At 65.9% G+C, this 16,292-nt stretch carries 20 protein-coding genes; 10 read left to right on the forward strand and 10 right to left on the reverse strand.

The genetic code is table 11. The features are described 5' to 3' along the window. Positions 1-126 precede the first annotated feature (126 nt). Positions 127-588 carry a transcriptional regulator NrdR gene (gene nrdR / locus L1087_RS08260; RefSeq protein ID WP_135260835.1) on the reverse strand — a complete coding sequence of 154 codons (462 nt, stop codon included), beginning with the start codon at positions 586-588 and terminating at the stop codon, positions 127-129. Then, positions 585-1,292, reverse strand: a complete 708-nt coding sequence (locus L1087_RS08265; RefSeq protein WP_135260836.1) for an SDR family NAD(P)-dependent oxidoreductase — start codon at positions 1,290-1,292, stop codon at positions 585-587. Before L1087_RS08265 ends, nrdR begins: the two co-directional genes overlap by 4 nt. 28 nt (positions 1,293-1,320) lie before the next feature. On the opposite strand from L1087_RS08265, the gene L1087_RS08270 reads away from it, so the two are divergent. After that, a complete protein-coding gene (locus tag L1087_RS08270; RefSeq protein ID WP_234558447.1) occupies positions 1,321-1,800 on the forward strand; it encodes a macro domain-containing protein in 480 nt (159 codons plus the stop codon). Here the strand turns inward: L1087_RS08270 and L1087_RS13455 are convergent. Together L1087_RS13455 and L1087_RS08280 are read right to left on the reverse strand one after the other, a co-directional pair. Then, entirely contained in the window at positions 1,797-2,240 is a 444-nt protein-coding gene (locus L1087_RS13455) for an aminoglycoside 6'-N-acetyltransferase (protein ID WP_453827682.1), read from the reverse strand. The two genes, L1087_RS08270 and L1087_RS13455, sit on opposite strands and share 4 nt — an antisense overlap. Beyond that, positions 2,237-3,121, reverse strand: a complete 885-nt coding sequence (locus L1087_RS08280; protein WP_234558449.1) for a putative Ig domain-containing protein — start codon at positions 3,119-3,121, stop codon at positions 2,237-2,239. The genes L1087_RS13455 and L1087_RS08280 overlap by 4 nt, the downstream gene beginning before the upstream one ends. A 30-nt stretch (positions 3,122-3,151) precedes the next feature. Here L1087_RS08280 and dcd point away from each other — a divergent pair, with 30 nt between their 5' ends. Genes dcd through trmH form a run of 5 tightly spaced genes read left to right on the forward strand, consistent with a single transcriptional unit; the run spans position 3,152 to position 6,567 of the window. After that, the gene (dcd, locus tag L1087_RS08285) at positions 3,152-3,697 is read left to right on the forward strand and encodes a dCTP deaminase (protein WP_135260838.1); all 546 of its coding nucleotides are present in this window, start codon (positions 3,152-3,154) and stop codon (positions 3,695-3,697) included. A gap of 3 nt (positions 3,698-3,700) precedes the next feature. Further along, positions 3,701-4,306: a peptidylprolyl isomerase gene (locus tag L1087_RS08290; protein WP_135260839.1), complete on the forward strand. Its 606-nt coding sequence runs from the start codon at positions 3,701-3,703 to the stop codon at positions 4,304-4,306. Next, positions 4,303-5,388: an ATP phosphoribosyltransferase regulatory subunit gene (locus L1087_RS08295; protein WP_038043106.1), complete on the forward strand. Its 1,086-nt coding sequence runs from the start codon at positions 4,303-4,305 to the stop codon at positions 5,386-5,388. Before L1087_RS08290 ends, L1087_RS08295 begins: the two co-directional genes overlap by 4 nt. Next, positions 5,385-6,008 (forward strand): ATP phosphoribosyltransferase, encoded by a 624-nt coding sequence (hisG, locus tag L1087_RS08300; RefSeq protein ID WP_038043111.1) that lies wholly within the window; start codon positions 5,385-5,387, stop codon positions 6,006-6,008. The genes L1087_RS08295 and hisG overlap by 4 nt, the downstream gene beginning before the upstream one ends. Next, complete coding sequence (gene trmH, locus L1087_RS08305) at positions 5,992-6,567, forward strand: tRNA (guanosine(18)-2'-O)-methyltransferase TrmH (protein ID WP_038043113.1); 576 nt, start codon at positions 5,992-5,994, stop codon at positions 6,565-6,567. The genes hisG and trmH overlap by 17 nt, the downstream gene beginning before the upstream one ends. On the opposite strand, the gene L1087_RS08310 is transcribed toward trmH, so the two are convergent. From L1087_RS08310 to L1087_RS08320, 3 genes are all read right to left on the reverse strand, one after another. Continuing rightward, the gene (locus L1087_RS08310) at positions 6,557-6,796 is read right to left on the reverse strand and encodes a hypothetical protein (RefSeq protein ID WP_038043115.1); all 240 of its coding nucleotides are present in this window, start codon (positions 6,794-6,796) and stop codon (positions 6,557-6,559) included. The two genes, trmH and L1087_RS08310, sit on opposite strands and share 11 nt — an antisense overlap. Positions 6,797-6,956: 160 nt before the next feature. Then, positions 6,957-7,904: a branched-chain amino acid transaminase gene (locus L1087_RS08315; RefSeq protein ID WP_038043116.1), complete on the reverse strand. Its 948-nt coding sequence runs from the start codon at positions 7,902-7,904 to the stop codon at positions 6,957-6,959. After that, the gene (locus L1087_RS08320) at positions 7,897-8,838 is read right to left on the reverse strand and encodes a hydrogen peroxide-inducible genes activator (protein WP_135260841.1); all 942 of its coding nucleotides are present in this window, start codon (positions 8,836-8,838) and stop codon (positions 7,897-7,899) included. Before L1087_RS08320 ends, L1087_RS08315 begins: the two co-directional genes overlap by 8 nt. Before the next feature lie 100 nt (positions 8,839-8,938). Between L1087_RS08320 and L1087_RS08325 the strand changes: the two genes are divergently transcribed. Continuing rightward, entirely contained in the window at positions 8,939-9,847 is a 909-nt protein-coding gene (locus L1087_RS08325) for a manganese catalase family protein (protein WP_234558450.1), read from the forward strand. 147 nt (positions 9,848-9,994) lie between these two features. Here L1087_RS08325 and dprA read toward each other — a convergent pair whose 3' ends face one another. After that, positions 9,995-10,996 carry a DNA-processing protein DprA gene (dprA, locus tag L1087_RS08330; protein ID WP_234558451.1) on the reverse strand — a complete coding sequence of 334 codons (1,002 nt, stop codon included), beginning with the start codon at positions 10,994-10,996 and terminating at the stop codon, positions 9,995-9,997. An 81-nt stretch (positions 10,997-11,077) separates the two neighbouring features. On the opposite strand from dprA, the gene era reads away from it, so the two are divergent. Genes era through L1087_RS08345 form a run of 3 tightly spaced genes read left to right on the forward strand, consistent with a single transcriptional unit; the run spans position 11,078 to position 13,722 of the window. Next, positions 11,078-11,983, forward strand: coding sequence for a GTPase Era (era, locus tag L1087_RS08335; RefSeq protein ID WP_038043126.1), 906 nt, complete (start codon positions 11,078-11,080; stop codon positions 11,981-11,983). 44 nt (positions 11,984-12,027) lie between these two features. Continuing rightward, entirely contained in the window at positions 12,028-12,909 is an 882-nt protein-coding gene (locus L1087_RS08340) for an acyltransferase (protein WP_038043128.1), read from the forward strand. Positions 12,910-12,912: 3 nt separating this feature from the next. Further along, positions 12,913-13,722, forward strand: coding sequence for a HesA/MoeB/ThiF family protein (locus L1087_RS08345; RefSeq protein WP_234558452.1), 810 nt, complete (start codon positions 12,913-12,915; stop codon positions 13,720-13,722). Between the two features lie 179 nt (positions 13,723-13,901). Here the strand turns inward: L1087_RS08345 and L1087_RS08350 are convergent, their stop codons facing one another. Then, the gene (locus tag L1087_RS08350) at positions 13,902-15,035 is read right to left on the reverse strand and encodes a citrate synthase/methylcitrate synthase (protein WP_234558453.1); all 1,134 of its coding nucleotides are present in this window, start codon (positions 15,033-15,035) and stop codon (positions 13,902-13,904) included. Positions 15,036-15,129: 94 nt separating this feature from the next. After that, positions 15,130-16,275 (reverse strand): class I SAM-dependent rRNA methyltransferase, encoded by a 1,146-nt coding sequence (locus L1087_RS08355; RefSeq protein ID WP_234558455.1) that lies wholly within the window; start codon positions 16,273-16,275, stop codon positions 15,130-15,132. Between the last annotated feature and the right edge of the window lie 17 nt (positions 16,276-16,292).

The raw sequence follows: 16,292 nt of genomic DNA on the forward strand, positions 1-16,292 counted from the left end.
CAGGATCAAACTCTCCAATAAAATCAACGCCCGAAGGCGTTGTTGGCTTCTTGGTGTTAGCCTCTGCTCTCCCCTTTTCAAGATCCCCCTGCTTGGGCTTTCGCCCGCGCAGCAAAAGCTATGCTATCAAGCCCCCTCCTTCTTGTCAACACCCCCTAGGCGCTGGATCTCCTCGATGAAGCGCTCCACGGAGTCAAACTCCCGGTAGACGGAGGCAAAGCGGATGTAGGCCACGTGGTCCAGATCCCTTAGAAAGGCCATGGCCTTCAGGCCGATCTCCTCGGAGGTGATCTCCGGGCCCGTCACCTGGTCCTCAAAGGCGTAGGCGAAGCGGCGGAGAACCTCCGGGTCCACGGGGCGCTTTTCACACGCCAGGAGAAGCCCCCTCAGGAGCTTATCGGGGTTGAAGGGTTCCCTTCGGCCGTCCCGCTTCACCACCATCAAAGGCTCCAGCTGGGTGCGCTCGTAGGTGGTGAAGCGGCGGCCGCAAGCCGGGCACTCCCGGCGGCGGCGGATGGCCGCCCCCTCGTCGGAGGGGCGGGAGTCCACCACCCGGGTATCGGGATGACCGCAGTAAGGGCACTTCATGGCACTTCCCTGAGGAGCTCGTAGACCTCGGGGGATGGGGGAGGCTCGGGAAGCTCCACCTCCAGCACCACCCCGCGGACCCCTTCGGAAACCATGGAACCCAGGCCCAAGGCCGCCCGGACCAAGGCTTGGTCGTAGGCTTCGGAAACCGGGTCCCGGGAAGGCACCACCCCGTTCACCCGCACCCCGGGAAAGGTCCGGGTGACCCCCTCGATGAGCCCTTCCACCGCCCGGCGCACGGAAAGGGTATGAGGCTCGATGCGCACCGCTGGCGGCAGCACCAAGGTGACGAATCCACCCCCTGCCAGGTGGCGCAAACCCTGCTGGAGCACATACAGGCTGGACTTCACATCTTGGCTCATGAGGTCGTACCACTCCCCCTCCAATAGCTCCACGAAGGGAGTCTTGCTCTCGGCGGTGGTCACGTGGACGATGCCGTCCAATAGGCCAAAAAGCTCCTCCACCTTTTCAAAGGTGCTGGTCACGTCCAACACCACGCTCATGTCCCCCCGTATGGGGATGGCCGTGGCCCCTAGGGCCTCCACCTCCGAGGCCACGCTGGTGGCCAACTCCACGTCGGGGTCCACGGCGATCACCGTGGCCCCGTTGCGCCCGTAGCCGTGGGCGATGGCCCGGCCGAAACCCCTGCCGGCCCCGGTTACCATAACGATCCGCCCCTCGAGGCCCAAGATATCCCGTGACATCAGGCCCATTGTACGGGAAAATGAGGACATGGCCCGCATCCGCGTGGAAGAAGGGGACATCACCGAGTTCCGGGGGGATGCCATCGTCAACGCTGCCAACAACTACTTGAAGCTGGGCGCTGGGGTGGCGGGGGCCATCCTCAGGAAAGGAGGCCCCTCCATCCAGGAGGAATGCGACCGGATCGGGAAGATCCGGGTGGGGGAAGCCGCGGTCACGGGGGCGGGGAACCTGGGGGTGCGCTACGTGATCCACGCCGCCGTCCTGGGGGATGAGCCCGCCAGCCTGGAAACCGTGCGCCAGGCCACGAGGAGCGCCCTGGAAAAGGCGGTGGAGCTCGGCCTAAGGACCGTGGCCTTTCCCCTTCTGGGCACCGGGGTGGGAGGGCTTCCCGTGGAAGAGGTGGCCCAGGTGATGCTGGAGGAGATCAAGAAGGCCCCGGATACCCTCGAGGTCACCCTTTACGGCTACCGCAAGGAGGACGCCGAGGCCATCCGCCGGGCCCTCTAAAGGTCCTTGCGGAAGCAGACGATGCGCTCCACCTCCTGGTACCCCAAGCGGCGGTGGACCTCCTGGCCTAAGTACCCCGTCGTGGCTTGCGCCACGACGGGGTACTTATCTCCCGGTACCCCCTCGCTCGGGCCCAGGCTTCCGCGGCTTCCATAAGGGCACGGCCTGTCCCCTGCCCCCGCCATTTCGGGGCCACGTACCCGCCCTCCAGGTAGCCCCCGGGGGCGGGTGTCGCATCCCTCGGCGTAGGGGCGCAAGGAAGCCTCGACGAAGCCCACCCGTTGCCCCTCCGCTTCGGCCCCAAAGGCTGCCTGGTTGGGGTCTTGAAGCAGGCCCTCCACCTCCTTTAGGTCATCCCCACCCTCGGGCCAGAGGGCAAGGCGCAACGCCAAGTAGGCGGGAAGGTCCTCCGGGCGAAGGGGCCGGACCCTAGACCTCACGGGGCATTCCCCTCTCCCTGGCCTTGGCCGCCCTCACCTCCTGCAGGTGGGGGCGGAGAAGCTTTGAGGTAGTACCCCTGCCCCAGAGCCTGGAGATCGGCGCCGTCCACCTTGCCGTCCCCGTTCAGGTCCCCTTTGAGCTCCTTCCCCTCCTTGCCCCAGTTCTGGGCCAGTTGCAGGAGGTCGGCAAAGGGCCTGCCCCGCTTCAAGGCCTCCCCCAGGGGCTTCCCTTCCTTGTCGTAGAAGACCACCCGGGGGGAAAACCTGGGGGTAAGGGCCTTCTGCGGGGTGAGGAGGAGGCGGAAGGCTTCCTGGTCTTTTAGGGGTCTGGCGAAGGCCACATCCAGGCGCAAAAGCCCTGCCCCCGCATCGTAATCCAGGAGGTACACGGGGCTCGCCACCTTCAAGCTGGCAAGATCCGGGTTCAGATCCCTTAGGGGAAGCTCCAGCTGAAAGCCCAAGGTCTCCCGTACCTCCACCCGGCCCAAGAGCAAAAAGGGCCCCTCCACCTGGGCCGGCGGGGCCACTAGGGTAAGCCTGGGCGGGGGTGGGTCGGATACCGTGAGGGTAAGCCGCTGGACCCGGCTGTTCTTGGCCCCATCCTCCACGGTGAGGGTAACGGGAAACTGGCCCTTCTCCCTGGGTACCCCGGTGATCCGCCCGCCTTGGAAGGCCAGGCCTTGGGGGAGTTTGCCCTCGAGGCTAAAGGTGTAGGGCCGTACCCCCCCTTCGGCGCTGAAGGTGGCGGTGTAGGCCTCCCCCAGGTAGGCGGGAGGAAGGCTGGTGCTGGTGAGGCGCAAGGGTTCCATTCCCACCCCCGTGGGGTCTTGGGTGCCGCAGGCGGCGAGGAGGAGGAGGAAGAAGGGCCAAAGCTTCCGCATAAGGCCAGTCTAGCGGGTATAGTTGAAGGCATGATTAAGCCGGACTGGTGGATCCGGGAGATGGCCAAAAAGGGCATGATCGAGCCCTTCGAGGAGCGCCTGGTGCGGGAGGGGGTCATCAGCTACGGGCTTTCCAGCTTCGGCTACGACCTCCGGGCCGCCCCCGAGTGGAAGATCTTCACCAACGTCTTCTCCACGGTGGTGGACCCCAAGGGCTTTGACCCGAGAAGCTTTGTGGAGTACGAGGGGGAGGAGGTCATCATCCCCCCCAACTCCTTCGCCCTCACCCGAAGCATCGAGTACATCCGGATGCCGGAAAACGTGATCGCCATCGCCCTGGGCAAGAGCACCTACGCCCGGTGTGGCATCGTGGCCAACGTGACCCCTTTGGAACCGGGCTGGGAAGGGCACGTGACCCTGGAGATCTCCAACACCACCCCCCTGCCCGCCAAGGTCTACGCCAACGAGGGCATCGTGCAGATCATCTTCCTCGAGGGCCCGCGGCCCGAAACCACCTATAAGGACCGCCGGGGCAAGTACCAAGGGCAGAAGGGCATCACCCTGCCCCGGGTGTAGGCTATGGGGGTGCGCGTCCTTCTCCTTAGCCTGTTGATCCTCCTCGGCGCCTGTAGAGGTGAGAGCATGAAGCCCCTCCCTTACCTTTCGGAAACCCCGGTGCGTTCCTTCAAGGCCCCGGAAGCCCTTCTGGAGCCCGGCAAGGACTACTACGCCCGCATCCGCACCACCAAGGGGGACATCCTTCTGGACCTCCTGGAGAAGGAGGCCCCCAACACGGTGAACTCCTTTGTCTTCCTGGCCCTCCACCGCTTCTTCGAGGGGGTGGAGTGGCACCGGGTCATCCCCGGCTTCGTGGCCCAGACCGGGGACCCCACCGGCACCGGCGCCGGGGGCCCAGGCTACGCCTTCGGCCTGGAGATCGCCCCGGGGCTGGCCTTTGACCGGGAGGGGATGGTGGGCATGGCCCGCACCCAGGACCCCAACTCCAACGGGAGCCAGTTCTTCATTACCCTGGCCCCCACCCCCCACCTCACCGGGCAGTACACCCTTTTCGCCCGGGTGGTGGAGGGCATGGAGGTGGTCAGGCGCCTCACCCCCACGGAGGGTCCGGGCGCCACGGGGGAACGGGACAAGATCCTCAGCGTGGAGATCCTGGTCAAGGAATGATCCCCGAGGGCACCCGGTTTTTGCTTCCCCCCGAGGCCCGGCTCAAGGCCGAGCTCATGGGGAGGCTACGGGAGCTTTTCCTGCGCCACGGCTACGAGCCCGTGGAGCTCCCGGCCCTGGAAAGCTACGACCCCCTCCACCCCCTGGCGGAGCGGGCCTTCAAGCTGGTGGACAAGACGGGGGAGGTACTGGCCCTAAGGAGCGAGTTCACCACCCTCCTGGCCAAGCTCCTGAGGCCCCACCTGGGGGAAGGGGTCCACCGCTTCCAGTACGCGGGGGCCCTATGGCTCCGGGAGGCGGACGCGGAGCTCGGCCGCTTCCGGGAGTACACCCAGGTGGGCCTGGAGCTCATCGGGGCCACGGGGCCTTTGGCGGACGCGGAGGTCCTGCACCTGGCCTTTGCCGCCTTGGAGGCCCTGGGCCTGGAAGGGGTGGTGGAGGTGGGCCTGCCCAGCCTGGTGGGGGAGGTGCTCAAGGCCTCCGGTCTTCCGGAAGAGGAGCAGAAGAAGGCCCAGCAGGCGATCCACCGCAAGAACTTGCCCGAGCTGGAAGACCTCCTTGGCCGCCACCCCGTGCCGGAGGAGGCCCGCAAGACCCTCCTGGCCTTGCCGGACCTCTACGGGGAGCGCGAGGTGCTGGAGGAGGCTAAGAGGCTTCCCCTTCCCAAAAGGGCCAGGAAGGCCCTGGAGGACCTGGAAAGGACCCTGGAGCTTCTGGAAAGGCCCGTCCTCTTGGACCTGGGCATGGCCCGGCGCTACGAGTACTACTCCGGCATCTTCTTCCGCGCCTACACCCCAGGCTTCGGCCTGCCCCTTCTGGGAGGTGGCCGGTACGACGGGGCCCTCCTCCCCAGGGCGGCGGGGTTCGCTATAGGGGTAGAGCGGGCCTTGGAAGCCCTAAAACCCCCCAGGGTGGACGTAAGCCCCGAGGTTTTGGCCCTGGACCTTAAGGCCCTTCGCCGCTTCGCCGGGGAGAGGCGGGTGGAGCTCTTCCATGGGGAAGACCCTGTGGCCTACGCTAAGGCCCGGGGCATCCCCTACCTGGCCCAAGGGGAGCGCATCTTTAGGGTGGAGGAGGCATGAGGCGTTTTGCCCTCACCATTGCCCTGCCCAAGGGGCGAATGTTCCAGGAGGCCTATGAGGCCTTAAGGAAAGCGGGGCTGGAACTCCCCCCCATAGAGAACGAGCGGGCCCTCCTCCACGGGGAAGAAGGAGGAATCGCCCTCCTGGAGCTTCGCAACAAGGATGTGCCCGTGTATGTGGATTTGGGTATCGCCGAGGTGGGGGTGGTGGGCAAGGACGTCCTCCTGGACTCGGGCCGCGACCTCTTTGAGCCCGTGGACCTGGGCTTCGGGGCCTGCCGGCTTTCCCTCATAAGGCGCCCTGGCGACACCTCCCCCATCCGCCGCATCGCCACCAAGTACCCCCTCTTCACCACCCGGCTCCTGAAGGAACGGGGCTGGGTGGCGGACGTGGTGGAGCTTTCCGGCAACATCGAGCTGGCCGCGGTCACAGGCCTGGCAGACGCCGTGGTGGACGTGGTGCAGACCGGGGCCACCCTAAGGGCGGCGGGCCTGGTGGAGGTGGAGGTCCTGGCCCACTCCACCGCCCGCCTCATCGTGAACCGCCAAGCCCTGAAGCTTAAACGCTCGCTTTTAAAGCCCCTGATCGCTAAGCTGAGAAACCGTGACGGAGGCCCGTAGACGCCGCATCGAGGAGGTCCTAAGGAGGCGCCAGCCCGACCTCACCGTCCTCCTGGAGAACGTGCACAAGCCCCACAACCTCTCGGCTATCCTCCGTAGCTGCGACGCCGTGGGGGTCCTCGAGGCCCATGCGGTAAACCCCACGGGGGGCGTGCCCACCTTCAACGAAACCAGCGGGGGAAGCCACAAATGGGTCTACCTGCGGGTGCACCCCGACATCCAGACGGCCATCGGCCACCTGAGGGAGAAGGGTTTTCGGATCTACGCCACCGCCTTGCGGGAGGATGCCCAAGACTTCCGGGAGGTGGACTACACCCAGCCCACCGCCATCCTCCTGGGGGCGGAGAAATGGGGGGTTTCCGAGGAGGCCCTGGCCCTGGCGGATAGCGCCATCCAGGTACCCATGTTCGGCATGGTCCAGAGCCTGAACGTCTCCGTGGCGGCGGCGGTGATCCTCTTCGAGGCCCAGCGGCAGAGGCTAAAGGCGGGGCTTTACGAAGGGCCCCGCCTGGACCCCGAGCTTTACCAGAGGGTGCTGGAAGACTGGCTCAGGAAGTGAGGAGGGCTTCCTCTTCCAAAAGCTCCTCCAAAGCCTTGGCCTTCACCGCCAAAACGGAAACCAAGACCTGGAGCTCTCCCAGAAGCTCCTCGTCCTCAGGGCTCGCCTTGGCCCTCCTCCAAAGGGTGCGAAACTCCTCCGCCGCCCGGTCCAGCTCCTCCAGAAGCACTTCCCGTACCTCCCGCAAGCGCTCCCTGCGGACCTCCTTGCGGAATCCCGGCTTGGGCATGGCTACTCCTTTCCCTACGCAACAACCGGGCCACCCCGCCCTAAGCGCCCGCCCGCAAAGGTTGCTCCATCGGCCAAAGCCAAAACAGCTTGCTCATGGCCTCTTTGGGGCCCCTGTCGTGGCGCAAGCGACAATTTAAGCGACGGTTTCCCACGGAGGCCTACACGTAGGTGAGCCAGCCCTCGTACTCGGGCCGCAGGCCCTTGGCGGCCTCCAGGTAGACCTCGCGGAGCCTCAGGGTGATGGGCCCGGCGGTGCCCTGGCCGATGGGCCGCCAGTCGATCATGGAAACCGGGGTGACCTCGGCGGCAGTACCGGTCATGAAGACCTCATCGGCCATATAAAGCTGGTCGCGGGTGGCCCGCACCACCTGGACCTCGTAGCCCAGGTCCTTGGCGATCCGGATCACCGAGTCCCGGGTGATGCCCTCCAGGTTCACCGAGTGCTCGAGGGCGTAGATGACCCCATCCCGCACGAAGAAGAGGTTCTCCCCGCTCCCCTCGGCCACGTAGCCTTCCTCGTCCAAAAGGAGGGCCTCGTCCGCCCCGGCGGCCACCGCCTCCATTTTGGCCAAGGCGCTATTCACGTAGTTCCCCCCCACCTTGGCCTTCCCCGGCATCACGTTGGCGGGGAAGCGGGCCCAGGAGCTGGTGATGAGCCTGGCCCCCTTGCGCACCGCCTCCTCCCCCAGGTAGGCCCCCCACTCCCAGGCGGCCACCATCACCTCGGCGGGGTTATTGGGCAGGGGGTTCACCCCCAGGGCCTTGGCCCCCATCCAGGCCAGGGGGCGGATGTAGCAGCTTTTGTACCCGTTTTGGCGCACCACCTCCTTGATAGCCTCCTCGATCTCCTCCGGGGTGAAGGGGATCTCCATGCGCAGCACTTTGGCCGAGTTGAAGAAGCGCCGAACGTGCTCCTTCAGGCGGAAGATGGCGGGGCCCTTAGGGGTCTCGTAGGCCCGTATCCCCTCAAAGACGCTGGTCCCGTAATGAAGGGCATGGCTTAGGACGCTGGTCTTGGCCTCCTCCTGGGGGAGAAGCTTTCCGTTCATCCAAATGAGCCCGGCCTTGATGTGCACATCCCCGCCCTTGGCTTCAGGCTTAGTCATGGCGAACCTCCGCCCTCATCATAACGCTTGCCTGCGACCCCGCTCCCTTGCGCAAGACCTGGAAAAGCCGCCCCACCTCCTCCCCCAGGGCCTTAGCCACCGGGGCCTTGAGGCTTCCTTCCCGCAGGAGGAGGTAAACCGTGCGCCCCGCCCCCGGGGGAGCAAGGGGGCGCAGGTGGGCCCGCTTGGCCTCGGGAAGGGTCCAAAGGGCCACCTCGGGCAAGAAGGTAAGCCCCCCCACCCCTTCCACCAGGAGGATGAGGGTTTCCAGGTCGCCACTTTGGAACTCCACCTGCCGCTTTCCCAAGCCAGGGCGGCATACGGCCAGAACCTGCTCCCGGAAACAGTGCCCTTCGGAGAGGACCCAGGTGTCCTCCAGGGGAACCTCCAAGGGGTGGATGGCCTCTCGCCTGTAGAGGGGGTGATGGGGAGAAACGTAGGCCCAAAAGGCCTCCTCAAAAAGGGGCAAGGCCTTTAGGCCAGGGCCCTCCTCCCTCGTGCCCACAAGCCCGGCGTCCAGGCGCCCCTCCTGAAGGCCTTCCAGGATGGCGGGGGTGAGCTCCTCCCGTACGCTGACCTCGAGGGTCGGATACCGGGCCGTGAAACGGGGCAGCAGATGGGGAAGCAGGTAGGGGGCCAGGGTGGGGATCACCCCCACGCGAAAGGGGCCCTGGAAACAGCCCTCCTCCCCCCGGGCCAGGGCTTTCAAGCGCTCCACCTCCTCCAAAACCCTGCGGGCCTGGGCCACCACCGCCCGCCCCGCTTCGGTGGGCTTTCCTTCCCGCCGGTCAAAAAGCCTCACCCCAAGCTCCTCCTCCAGCCTGCGGATCTGGATGCTCAGGGCCGGCTGGGTCAGGTAGACCCGCTCCGCCGCTTTGGTGAAGCTTCCCTCCTCCGCCAGGGCCACGAGATAGCGCAGCTGGTCCAGGGTCATAAATTTAGTTTATTCGCTAGGCTAACATCTTCTATTGGACTTATAGAAATGCCTACTCTAGGGTGGAAGGTGCCTGGCCCGGCCAGGCAGGAGGTGAAGGATGTTTCTGAGGATCGACCGCCTGCAGATCGAGCTACCCATGCCCAAGGAGCAGGACCCCAACGCCGCCGCCGCGGTGCAGGCCCTGTTGGGGGGCCGCTTCGGGGAGATGTCCACCCTGATGAACTACATGTACCAGTCCTTCAACTTCCGGGGGAAAAAGGCCCTCAAGCCCTACTACGACCTCATCGCCAACATCGCCACCGAGGAGCTCGGGCACATCGAGCTGGTGGCGGCCACCATTAATAGCCTCCTGGCCAAGAACCCGGGGAAGGACCTAGAGGAGGGCGTGGACCCCGTGAGCGCTCCCCTGGGTTTCGCCAAGGACGCCCGTAACGCCGCCCACTTCATCGCCGGCGGGGCCAACAGCCTGGTGATGGGAGCCATGGGGGAGCACTGGCACGGGGAGTACGTCTTCACCAGCGGCAACCTGATCCTGGACCTACTGCACAACTTCTTCCTGGAGGTGGCGGCCCGGACCCACAAGCTGAGGGTCTACGAGATGACGGATAACCCCGTGGCCCGGGAGATGATCGGCTACCTCCTGGTGCGGGGCGGGGTCCACGCCGCCGCCTACGGCAAGGCCCTGGAGAGCCTCACCGGGGTGGAGATGACCAAGATGCTCCCCATCCCCCGCATCGACAACAGCCGGATCCCCGAGGCCAAGAAGTTCATGGACCTGGGCTTCCACCGGAACCTCTACCGCTTTAGCCCCTCGGACTACCAAGACCTGGGCCTCATCTGGCAAGGCGCTTCCCCCGAGGACGGGAGCCAGGTGGTGGTGATCGACGGGCCTCCCACGGGCGGGCCGGTCTTCGACGGGGGTCACGACGCCGCCGAGTTCGCCCCTGAGTTCCACCCCGGCGAGCTCTACGAGATCGCAAAGAAGCTCTACGACAAGGCCAAGTAGGCCATGCCCTAGCCTTCCCAGCCGGGCCCTCGGGCCCGGCTGGGGTTAAGTACCCGCACGCAAAGGTTGCCCCACCGGCCAAAGCCAAAGTGGCGTGCTCATGGCCTCTTTGGGGCCCCCGTCGTGGCTTGCGCCACGACGGGGTACTTAGGTAGCCCCGTAGCGTCCCCCAGGCAGGGCCTGGGCCAGCCCCTTGAGCTCCAAGAGGGTGAGGAGGGAAAGCACCCGCTCCGGGGGAAGCCCTAGGGCCTGGGCCAGGTCCTCAGGGAGGGCCTCCCCTTGGCGGAGGAGGGCGTAAAGCCTTTCCTCCTCTCCGGAAAGCGCCACCGCCTCCTTGGGCTTCCCGGAAAACCCTAAGTAGGAGAGCACGTCCTCTGCGGAAAGCACCGGGTAGGCCCCGTCCTGGATGAGGCGGTTGGTCCCCAAGGAGCCCGGGTCCGTGGGGCGGCCCGGCACCGCCAAGACCTCTTTGCCCAGCTCCAGGGCGTAGCGGGCGGTGATGAGGGCCCCCGAGGCCAGGGGGGCCTCCACCACGATCACCGCCCGCACCAGGCCGGCGATGAGGCGGTTTCTTCGGGGGAAGAACTCCGGCTTAGGCTCGGTACCGAAGGGGAACTCGGAAAGGAGGTCCATCCGCCCGGCCAAAGGGCGGTGCTCCGGGGGGTACACCCGGTCCAGGGCGCTCCCCAAGACCCCCAGGGTGCGCCCGCCCCCCTCGAGGGCCCCCAGGTGGGCCTCCCGGTCGATCCCCCGGGCCAGCCCCGAAACCACGCAAAGCCCGGCCTCGGCCAGCTCCCGGGCCAGCCTGCGAGCGAAGGCCAGGGCCCAGGAAGAGGCTCGACGGGTGCCCACCAGGGCCACCGCCTTCCCTTCTTCCGGCAGCTCCCCCTTCAGGTAAAGATGGGTGGGCGGCTGGGGAAGCCGCCTAAGCCCCTCAGGAAAACCCTCTTCCCAAAGACCCAAGATCCGCATTCCCAAAGCCGCTGCCCGCTTCCTTTCCGCCCGGGCCCGCTCCTCGGCCTGGGAAAGCCCAGCCGCAGCCTGGGGAAAACGCTCCCTCAGCGCCACCAGGGGATCCTCCGCCGCCAGTAGCTCCAAAAGCCGCTTGGGACCGACGCCCGGCAGAAGGGCTAGGGCCAGAGGGTCCACGCCGTGGAGTATACTGGAAAGCCTGGAAGGTCCCGCCCCCCGCCTTCGGCGAGTCCCAAGGGGCCGGGACTACCTGAAGCCATGGAAGAGAAGACGTACTCCGGATTTGTGGCCATCGTGGGCAAGCCCAACGTGGGCAAGTCCACCCTGCTCAACAACCTCCTGGGGGTGAAGGTGGCCCCCATTAGCCCCAGGCCCCAGACCACCCGCAAGCGCCTTAGGGGCATCCTCACCGAGGGGAACCGCCAGATCGTCTTCGTGGACACCCCAGGCCTCCACAAGCCCGTGGACGCCCTGGGGGAGTTCATGGACCAGGAGGTCTACGAGGCCCTGTCTGACGTGAACGCGGTGGTCTGGGTGGTGGACCTCCGCCACCCCCCCACCCCGGAGGACGAGCTGGTGGCCAAGGCCCTCAAGCCCCTGGTGGGGAAGGTGCCCATCCTCCTGGTGGGCAACAAGCTGGATGCTGCCAAATACCCCGAGGAGGCCCTCAAGGCCTACCACGCCCTCCTGCCCGAGGCTGAGGCCAGGATGCTTTCCGCCCTGGACGAACGCCAGGTGGCCGGGCTCAAGGCGGAACTCCTGGCCCTTCTCCCCGAAGGCCCCTTCTTCTACCCCGAGGACTTCGCCAAAAGCGACCAGGACTTCGGGGAGTGGGTGGCGGAGATCATCCGGGAGGAGGCCATGAAGCGCCTCTGGCACGAGGTGCCCTACGCGGTGGCCGTAAAAACCGAAGAGGTGGCGGAACGGGAAAACGGCGTCCTGTACATCAAGGCCCTCCTCTACGTGGAGCGCCCCTCCCAGAAGGCCATCGTCATCGGGGAGGGGGGAAGGAAGCTCAAGGAGATCGGCCAGGCGGCCAGGAAGCAGCTGGAGATCTTCCTGAACCGCAAGATCTACCTGGACCTCTTGGTCAAGGTCTACCCCGACTGGCGCAAGGACCCCGAGGCCCTGCGGGAGCTGGGCTACCGATCCTCCATCGGGTGAGGAAGAGCATTCCCCTGGGGGCCTTTTCCGGTTAGCATACCCATATGCCCTGGCTCCTTCCTCGAGGCATCGCCCCCCTTCACGAAAAGGCCCTGGACCGTTTCATCGGGGCTTTGGTGGAGAAGCTTTCCGACCCCAGCGTGGACCGGAACGCCTTGGTGAGAGAGGAACTTGCCCGCCTCCTCCACGGCCGGCCCTATGCGGAACTCCTGGAGCTAAACCCCCTGGCCGCCATGGGCCTGGACCCCGAGGGCATCACCTTCGAGGCGGAGTACTACGCCGCCACCGACCAGGAAAAGTTCCAAAAGGTCAAACCCCTCCTTTGGTTCTGGAAGGTTTTGGACCTCACCCCCATCGGCCAGTCCGTGCACTCCGGGGTGGCCATCCGCCGGGCCTTAGCCCCCTTCATCTTCAAGCGGGTGGGGAAAAACCCCAAGTTCTTCCAGAACGTGGAGTTTTCCGTGGGGTACAACCTGGAGCTAGGGGACGACGTGGTGGTCCACCGCTACGTGCTCTTGGATGACATCGGGGGCATAAAAATCGGGGACCGCACCTCCCTTTCCGATTACGTGAACGTCTACAGCCACACCCACCACGTCCTGGCCTCCCCCGACGTGACCCTTAAAGAGACCATCATCGGCAGCGGGGTGCGCATCACCTACCACGCCACGGTCCTGGCCGGGGTGCGCATCGGGGACGACGCCATGGTGGGCACGGGGGCCATCGTCACCAAGGACGTGCCGCCCCACGCCATCGCCCTGGGTATCCCCGCCCGGCCGGTGCGCTTCAAGGTCCGCCACGACTGCCCCTACTGCCGCAAGGGGGAGCCCCACCCCTCGGACCTCATTCCCAAGGCCCCCGACCGCAAGGGCAACCCCGACTACCCCGACTTCCTCCCCCCGGGCTTCGGCACGCGGGAGGCCTAGGCCATGTGGACCAAGGAGGAGCTGGACCGCTACCACCGCCAGATGATCCTGCCCCAGGTGGGCCCCGAGGGACAGGAGCGGCTGAAGCGCGCTTCCGTGGTGGTGGTGGGGGCCGGGGGCCTAGGGGTGCCGGTCCTACAGTACCTGGTGGCCGCCGGGGTAGGACGGGTGGGCATCGTGGAGATGGACCGGGTGGAGCTCTCCAACCTCCACCGCCAGGTGCTCTACGCCACGGGGGATGTGGGCAAACCCAAGGCCCTGGCCGCCAAGGAGCGCCTCTTAGCCCTGAACCCTTTGGTGAAGATCGACGCCTATCCGGTGCGCCTCACCTCGGAAAACGCCCTGGAGATCCTGAGGCCTTACGATCTGGTGGTGGACGCCTCTGACAACTTCCCCACCCGTTATTTGGTGAACGACGCCTGCGTGCTCCTGAGGAAGCCCCTGGTCTACGGGGCCATCTACCAGTTTGACGGCCAGGTGGCGGTCTTCCACCACCTTACCCCCGAGGGGGAGATGGGCCCCTGCTACCGCTGCCTCTTCCCCAAGCCTCCCCCCCCGGGAAGCGTGCCCTCCTGCGCTGAGGCCGGGGTCTTCGGGGTCTTGCCGGCGGTGGTGGGCAGCCTCATGGCGGCGGAGGCCCTCAAGGTGCTTTTGGGGATCGGGAAACCCTTGGCTGGGGCCCTGCTCCTCTACGACGCCCTGGAGGGCCAGTTCCGCAAGCTCTCCCTGCGTCGGAACCCCGCCTGTCCAGTGTGCGGCGACCACCCTACCCAGCAGGAGCTGATAGACTACGAGGCCTTCTGCGGCCTTTGATGGCGTACAGCCCCAGGGAAGCCATCTCCCCAAAAAGAAAACCGGGGGCAAGCCCCCGGCGTGCTTACGGTGCCCTTCTAAGTACCCCGTCGTGGCTTGCGCCGTGCCGGGGGCCCCAAAGAGGCGACAACCAAGCCGCTTTGGCTTTAGCCAATGGGGCAGCCTTTGTGCGCGGGCGCTTAGGCCCGGGCCTCGAGGGGCACGTAGGGCACGTCCAGCTCCCCGGTATACTTGGCATCCGGCCTGAGAAGGCGGTTATCCATAGCCTTGTACTCCAGGATGTGTCCCACCCAACCGGAGATGCGGGCCACGGCGAAGATGGGGGTGAAGAACTCCAGGCCGAAGCCCAGGTCGGAGTAGACCACGCCGGAGTAAAAGTCCACGTTGGGGTAGATGCCCCTGGGGTTCAGGACCTTGCCTGCCTCCTCCTCCACGACCTTGAGGATCTGGTACTCGGTGGAGTGGCCGTGCTTTTCCGCCACCAGCCGGGCTAGGCGCTCCAGCACCCCGGCCCGGGGGTCGAAGGCCTTGTAGACCCGGTGGCCCATGCCCATGATGCGCTCCTTCTTGGCCAGCTTCTCCCGCACCCACTCCCGGGCCCTCTCAGGGGTGCCGATCTCCCGGATCATCTTCATCACCGCCTCGTTGGCCCCCCCGTGGCGCGGCCCCTTCAAGGAAGCCACAGCGGCGGTGATGGCCGAGTAGAGGTCGGTTTCCGTGGAAAAGGCGGCAATGGCGGTGAAGGTGCTGGCGTTGAAGCCGTGCTCCGCGTGCAGAATAAGGGCGGCGTCCATGAGGCGTTCCTGCTCCTTGGAGGGCTCCACGCCGTTCGCCATGTAGAGGAAGTTGGCCGCATGGGAGAGGTCCTCCCGGGGCGGAATGGGCTCTTTACCCTCCCTGAGGCGCTTGTTGGCGGCCACGATGGTGGCGAACTTGGCGATGAGGTCAAGGCCTTTCTGGTAAAGGGCCTCTTGGGAAATCTCCCCCTCGGTGGGGTCCAGCATCCCCAGCTCGGAAACCGCCGTGCGCAGGAAGCTCATGGGATGGGCCGAGAGGGGATAGCGGCGGAAGGATTCCAGGAGATGCTCGGGCAAGGCCCGTCGCCTAGCCAGCTCCTGCTTGAACCCCTCGAGCTCCTCCCGTTTGGGAAGTCTCCCATGTAGCAGGAGAAAGGTGGTTTCCTCAAAGGTGCTCTTCTCCGCCAGCTCCTGGATGGGGATCCCGTAGTAGTAAAGGCGGCCTGCCTCCCCGTCGATGAAGCACATCCGGCTTTCCGTAAAGAGCACGCCTTCCAAACCCCTTGCCACTTCCATACGCTCCTCCTTTTTTCGCACCCCAAGGGTGCTTCCTCGCCCATCATACCAGGGGGATCGGGTCCCGCTGGGCTATCCCGCTGGGCTATGGCAGCTAGAGGGCATCCTCCTGCAGGACCAGGGTCTTTAGATAAAGGCTTTCCGGCACGTGCAGGCTCCAGGGATGGTCCTTGGGCTGGTGGGTGAGGCCGTGCACCCTCAGGCGCATTCCCCGGTCGGCGGCCGCCCGCCGGGCCACCTCCAAAAGGTCCTCCGCCTTAAGGTAATAGCTGCAGGTGGAAAGCCAGAGGTACCCCTCGGGCGCAAGGAGCCGCAAGGCTTCCCGCAAAAGGTCCACCAGGTGCCGCTTCATGGGGGGAATCTCCTCCGGGCGCTTCACCAAGGTAGGAGGGTCCAGGAGGATGTGATCGAAGGACCCTTGAAGGCCCCTAAGCACCTCCAAGGCCTCCCCATGGCGGATGTCCACCTTTAGGCCCATCCTCAAGGCCACCTGGTCCAGGATGGCCAGGGCCTCGAGGTCCTTGTCCACCGCCAGGGCGTAGGCCCCCTTGCGGGCGGCGCGGAGGGCGAAGGCCCCCACGTAGCTGTACACGTCCAGCACCCGCTCCCCTGGGCGCACCATGGACTCAAAGAGCCGGCGGTTTTCCCGCTGGTCCAGGTAGAACCCCGTCTTTTGGGCCAGGGCCAGGGGAATGGGAAAGCGGAGGCCATCCTCCTCCACCTCCAAGATGGGGGGCACCTCCCCCCACACCACCCCCACCCGCCCGGGAAGCCCCTCCTGCCTCCTGGCCTCCATGTCGCTCCGCTCGTAAACCCCCTTGGGGCCCACCGCGTCTAGGAGGGCAGGAAACCAGACCTCCCTTAAAGCCTCCATCCCCCGGGTGCGCACCTGGAGAACCAGGACCTCTCCAAACCGGTCCACCACCAGGCCGGGGAGGCCATCCGCTTCTCCATGCACCAAGCGGTAGCTTTGGCCCAACCCCTCCCTTTTCCGCAAGGCTCGCCGGAAGCGGGCCAGAAAAAAGGCGCGATCCAAGGGGCCGGGGTCAAAGCGGTAAGCCCGGAAGGGGATGCGGGAATCCGGGTCCAGGTAGCCCACCGCCAAAAAGCTGCCATCGGCGGCCACCGCCTCCGCTACTCCCGCCTGGGAGGGCATCTCCTCCAGCTCGTCCCGGTAGAGGTTGGGGTAGAAGTTTCGGACCTTCCTCTCCTTTCCCGGCTTAACCAGCACCCTCAGCACGGGCTCAGCATACCCTT

Source organism: Thermus tengchongensis (genome assembly GCF_021462405.1).
Taxonomy (GTDB): Bacteria; Deinococcota; Deinococci; order Deinococcales; family Thermaceae; genus Thermus; species Thermus tengchongensis.

Excerpts from the sequence above, each read along its gene's own strand:
- nrdR (WP_135260835.1), bottom strand. The coding sequence starts at position 588 with ATGAAGTGCCCTTACTGCGGTCATCCCGATACCCGGGTGGTGGACTCC.
- L1087_RS08265 (WP_135260836.1), bottom strand. The coding sequence starts at position 1,292 with ATGTCACGGGATATCTTGGGCCTCGAGGGGCGGATCGTTATGGTAACC.
- L1087_RS08270 (WP_234558447.1), top strand. The coding sequence starts at position 1,321 with ATGGCCCGCATCCGCGTGGAAGAAGGGGACATCACCGAGTTCCGGGGG.
- L1087_RS08280 (WP_234558449.1), bottom strand. The coding sequence starts at position 3,121 with ATGCGGAAGCTTTGGCCCTTCTTCCTCCTCCTCCTCGCCGCCTGCGGC.
- dcd (WP_135260838.1), top strand. The coding sequence starts at position 3,152 with ATGATTAAGCCGGACTGGTGGATCCGGGAGATGGCCAAAAAGGGCATG.
- L1087_RS08290 (WP_135260839.1), top strand. The coding sequence starts at position 3,701 with ATGGGGGTGCGCGTCCTTCTCCTTAGCCTGTTGATCCTCCTCGGCGCC.
- L1087_RS08295 (WP_038043106.1), top strand. The coding sequence starts at position 4,303 with ATGATCCCCGAGGGCACCCGGTTTTTGCTTCCCCCCGAGGCCCGGCTC.
- hisG (WP_038043111.1), top strand. The coding sequence starts at position 5,385 with ATGAGGCGTTTTGCCCTCACCATTGCCCTGCCCAAGGGGCGAATGTTC.
- L1087_RS08310 (WP_038043115.1), bottom strand. The coding sequence starts at position 6,796 with ATGCCCAAGCCGGGATTCCGCAAGGAGGTCCGCAGGGAGCGCTTGCGG.
- L1087_RS08315 (WP_038043116.1), bottom strand. The coding sequence starts at position 7,904 with ATGACTAAGCCTGAAGCCAAGGGCGGGGATGTGCACATCAAGGCCGGG.
- L1087_RS08320 (WP_135260841.1), bottom strand. The coding sequence starts at position 8,838 with ATGACCCTGGACCAGCTGCGCTATCTCGTGGCCCTGGCGGAGGAGGGA.
- L1087_RS08325 (WP_234558450.1), top strand. The coding sequence starts at position 8,939 with ATGTTTCTGAGGATCGACCGCCTGCAGATCGAGCTACCCATGCCCAAG.
- era (WP_038043126.1), top strand. The coding sequence starts at position 11,078 with ATGGAAGAGAAGACGTACTCCGGATTTGTGGCCATCGTGGGCAAGCCC.
- L1087_RS08340 (WP_038043128.1), top strand. The coding sequence starts at position 12,028 with ATGCCCTGGCTCCTTCCTCGAGGCATCGCCCCCCTTCACGAAAAGGCC.
- L1087_RS08345 (WP_234558452.1), top strand. The coding sequence starts at position 12,913 with ATGTGGACCAAGGAGGAGCTGGACCGCTACCACCGCCAGATGATCCTG.
- L1087_RS08350 (WP_234558453.1), bottom strand. The coding sequence starts at position 15,035 with ATGGAAGTGGCAAGGGGTTTGGAAGGCGTGCTCTTTACGGAAAGCCGG.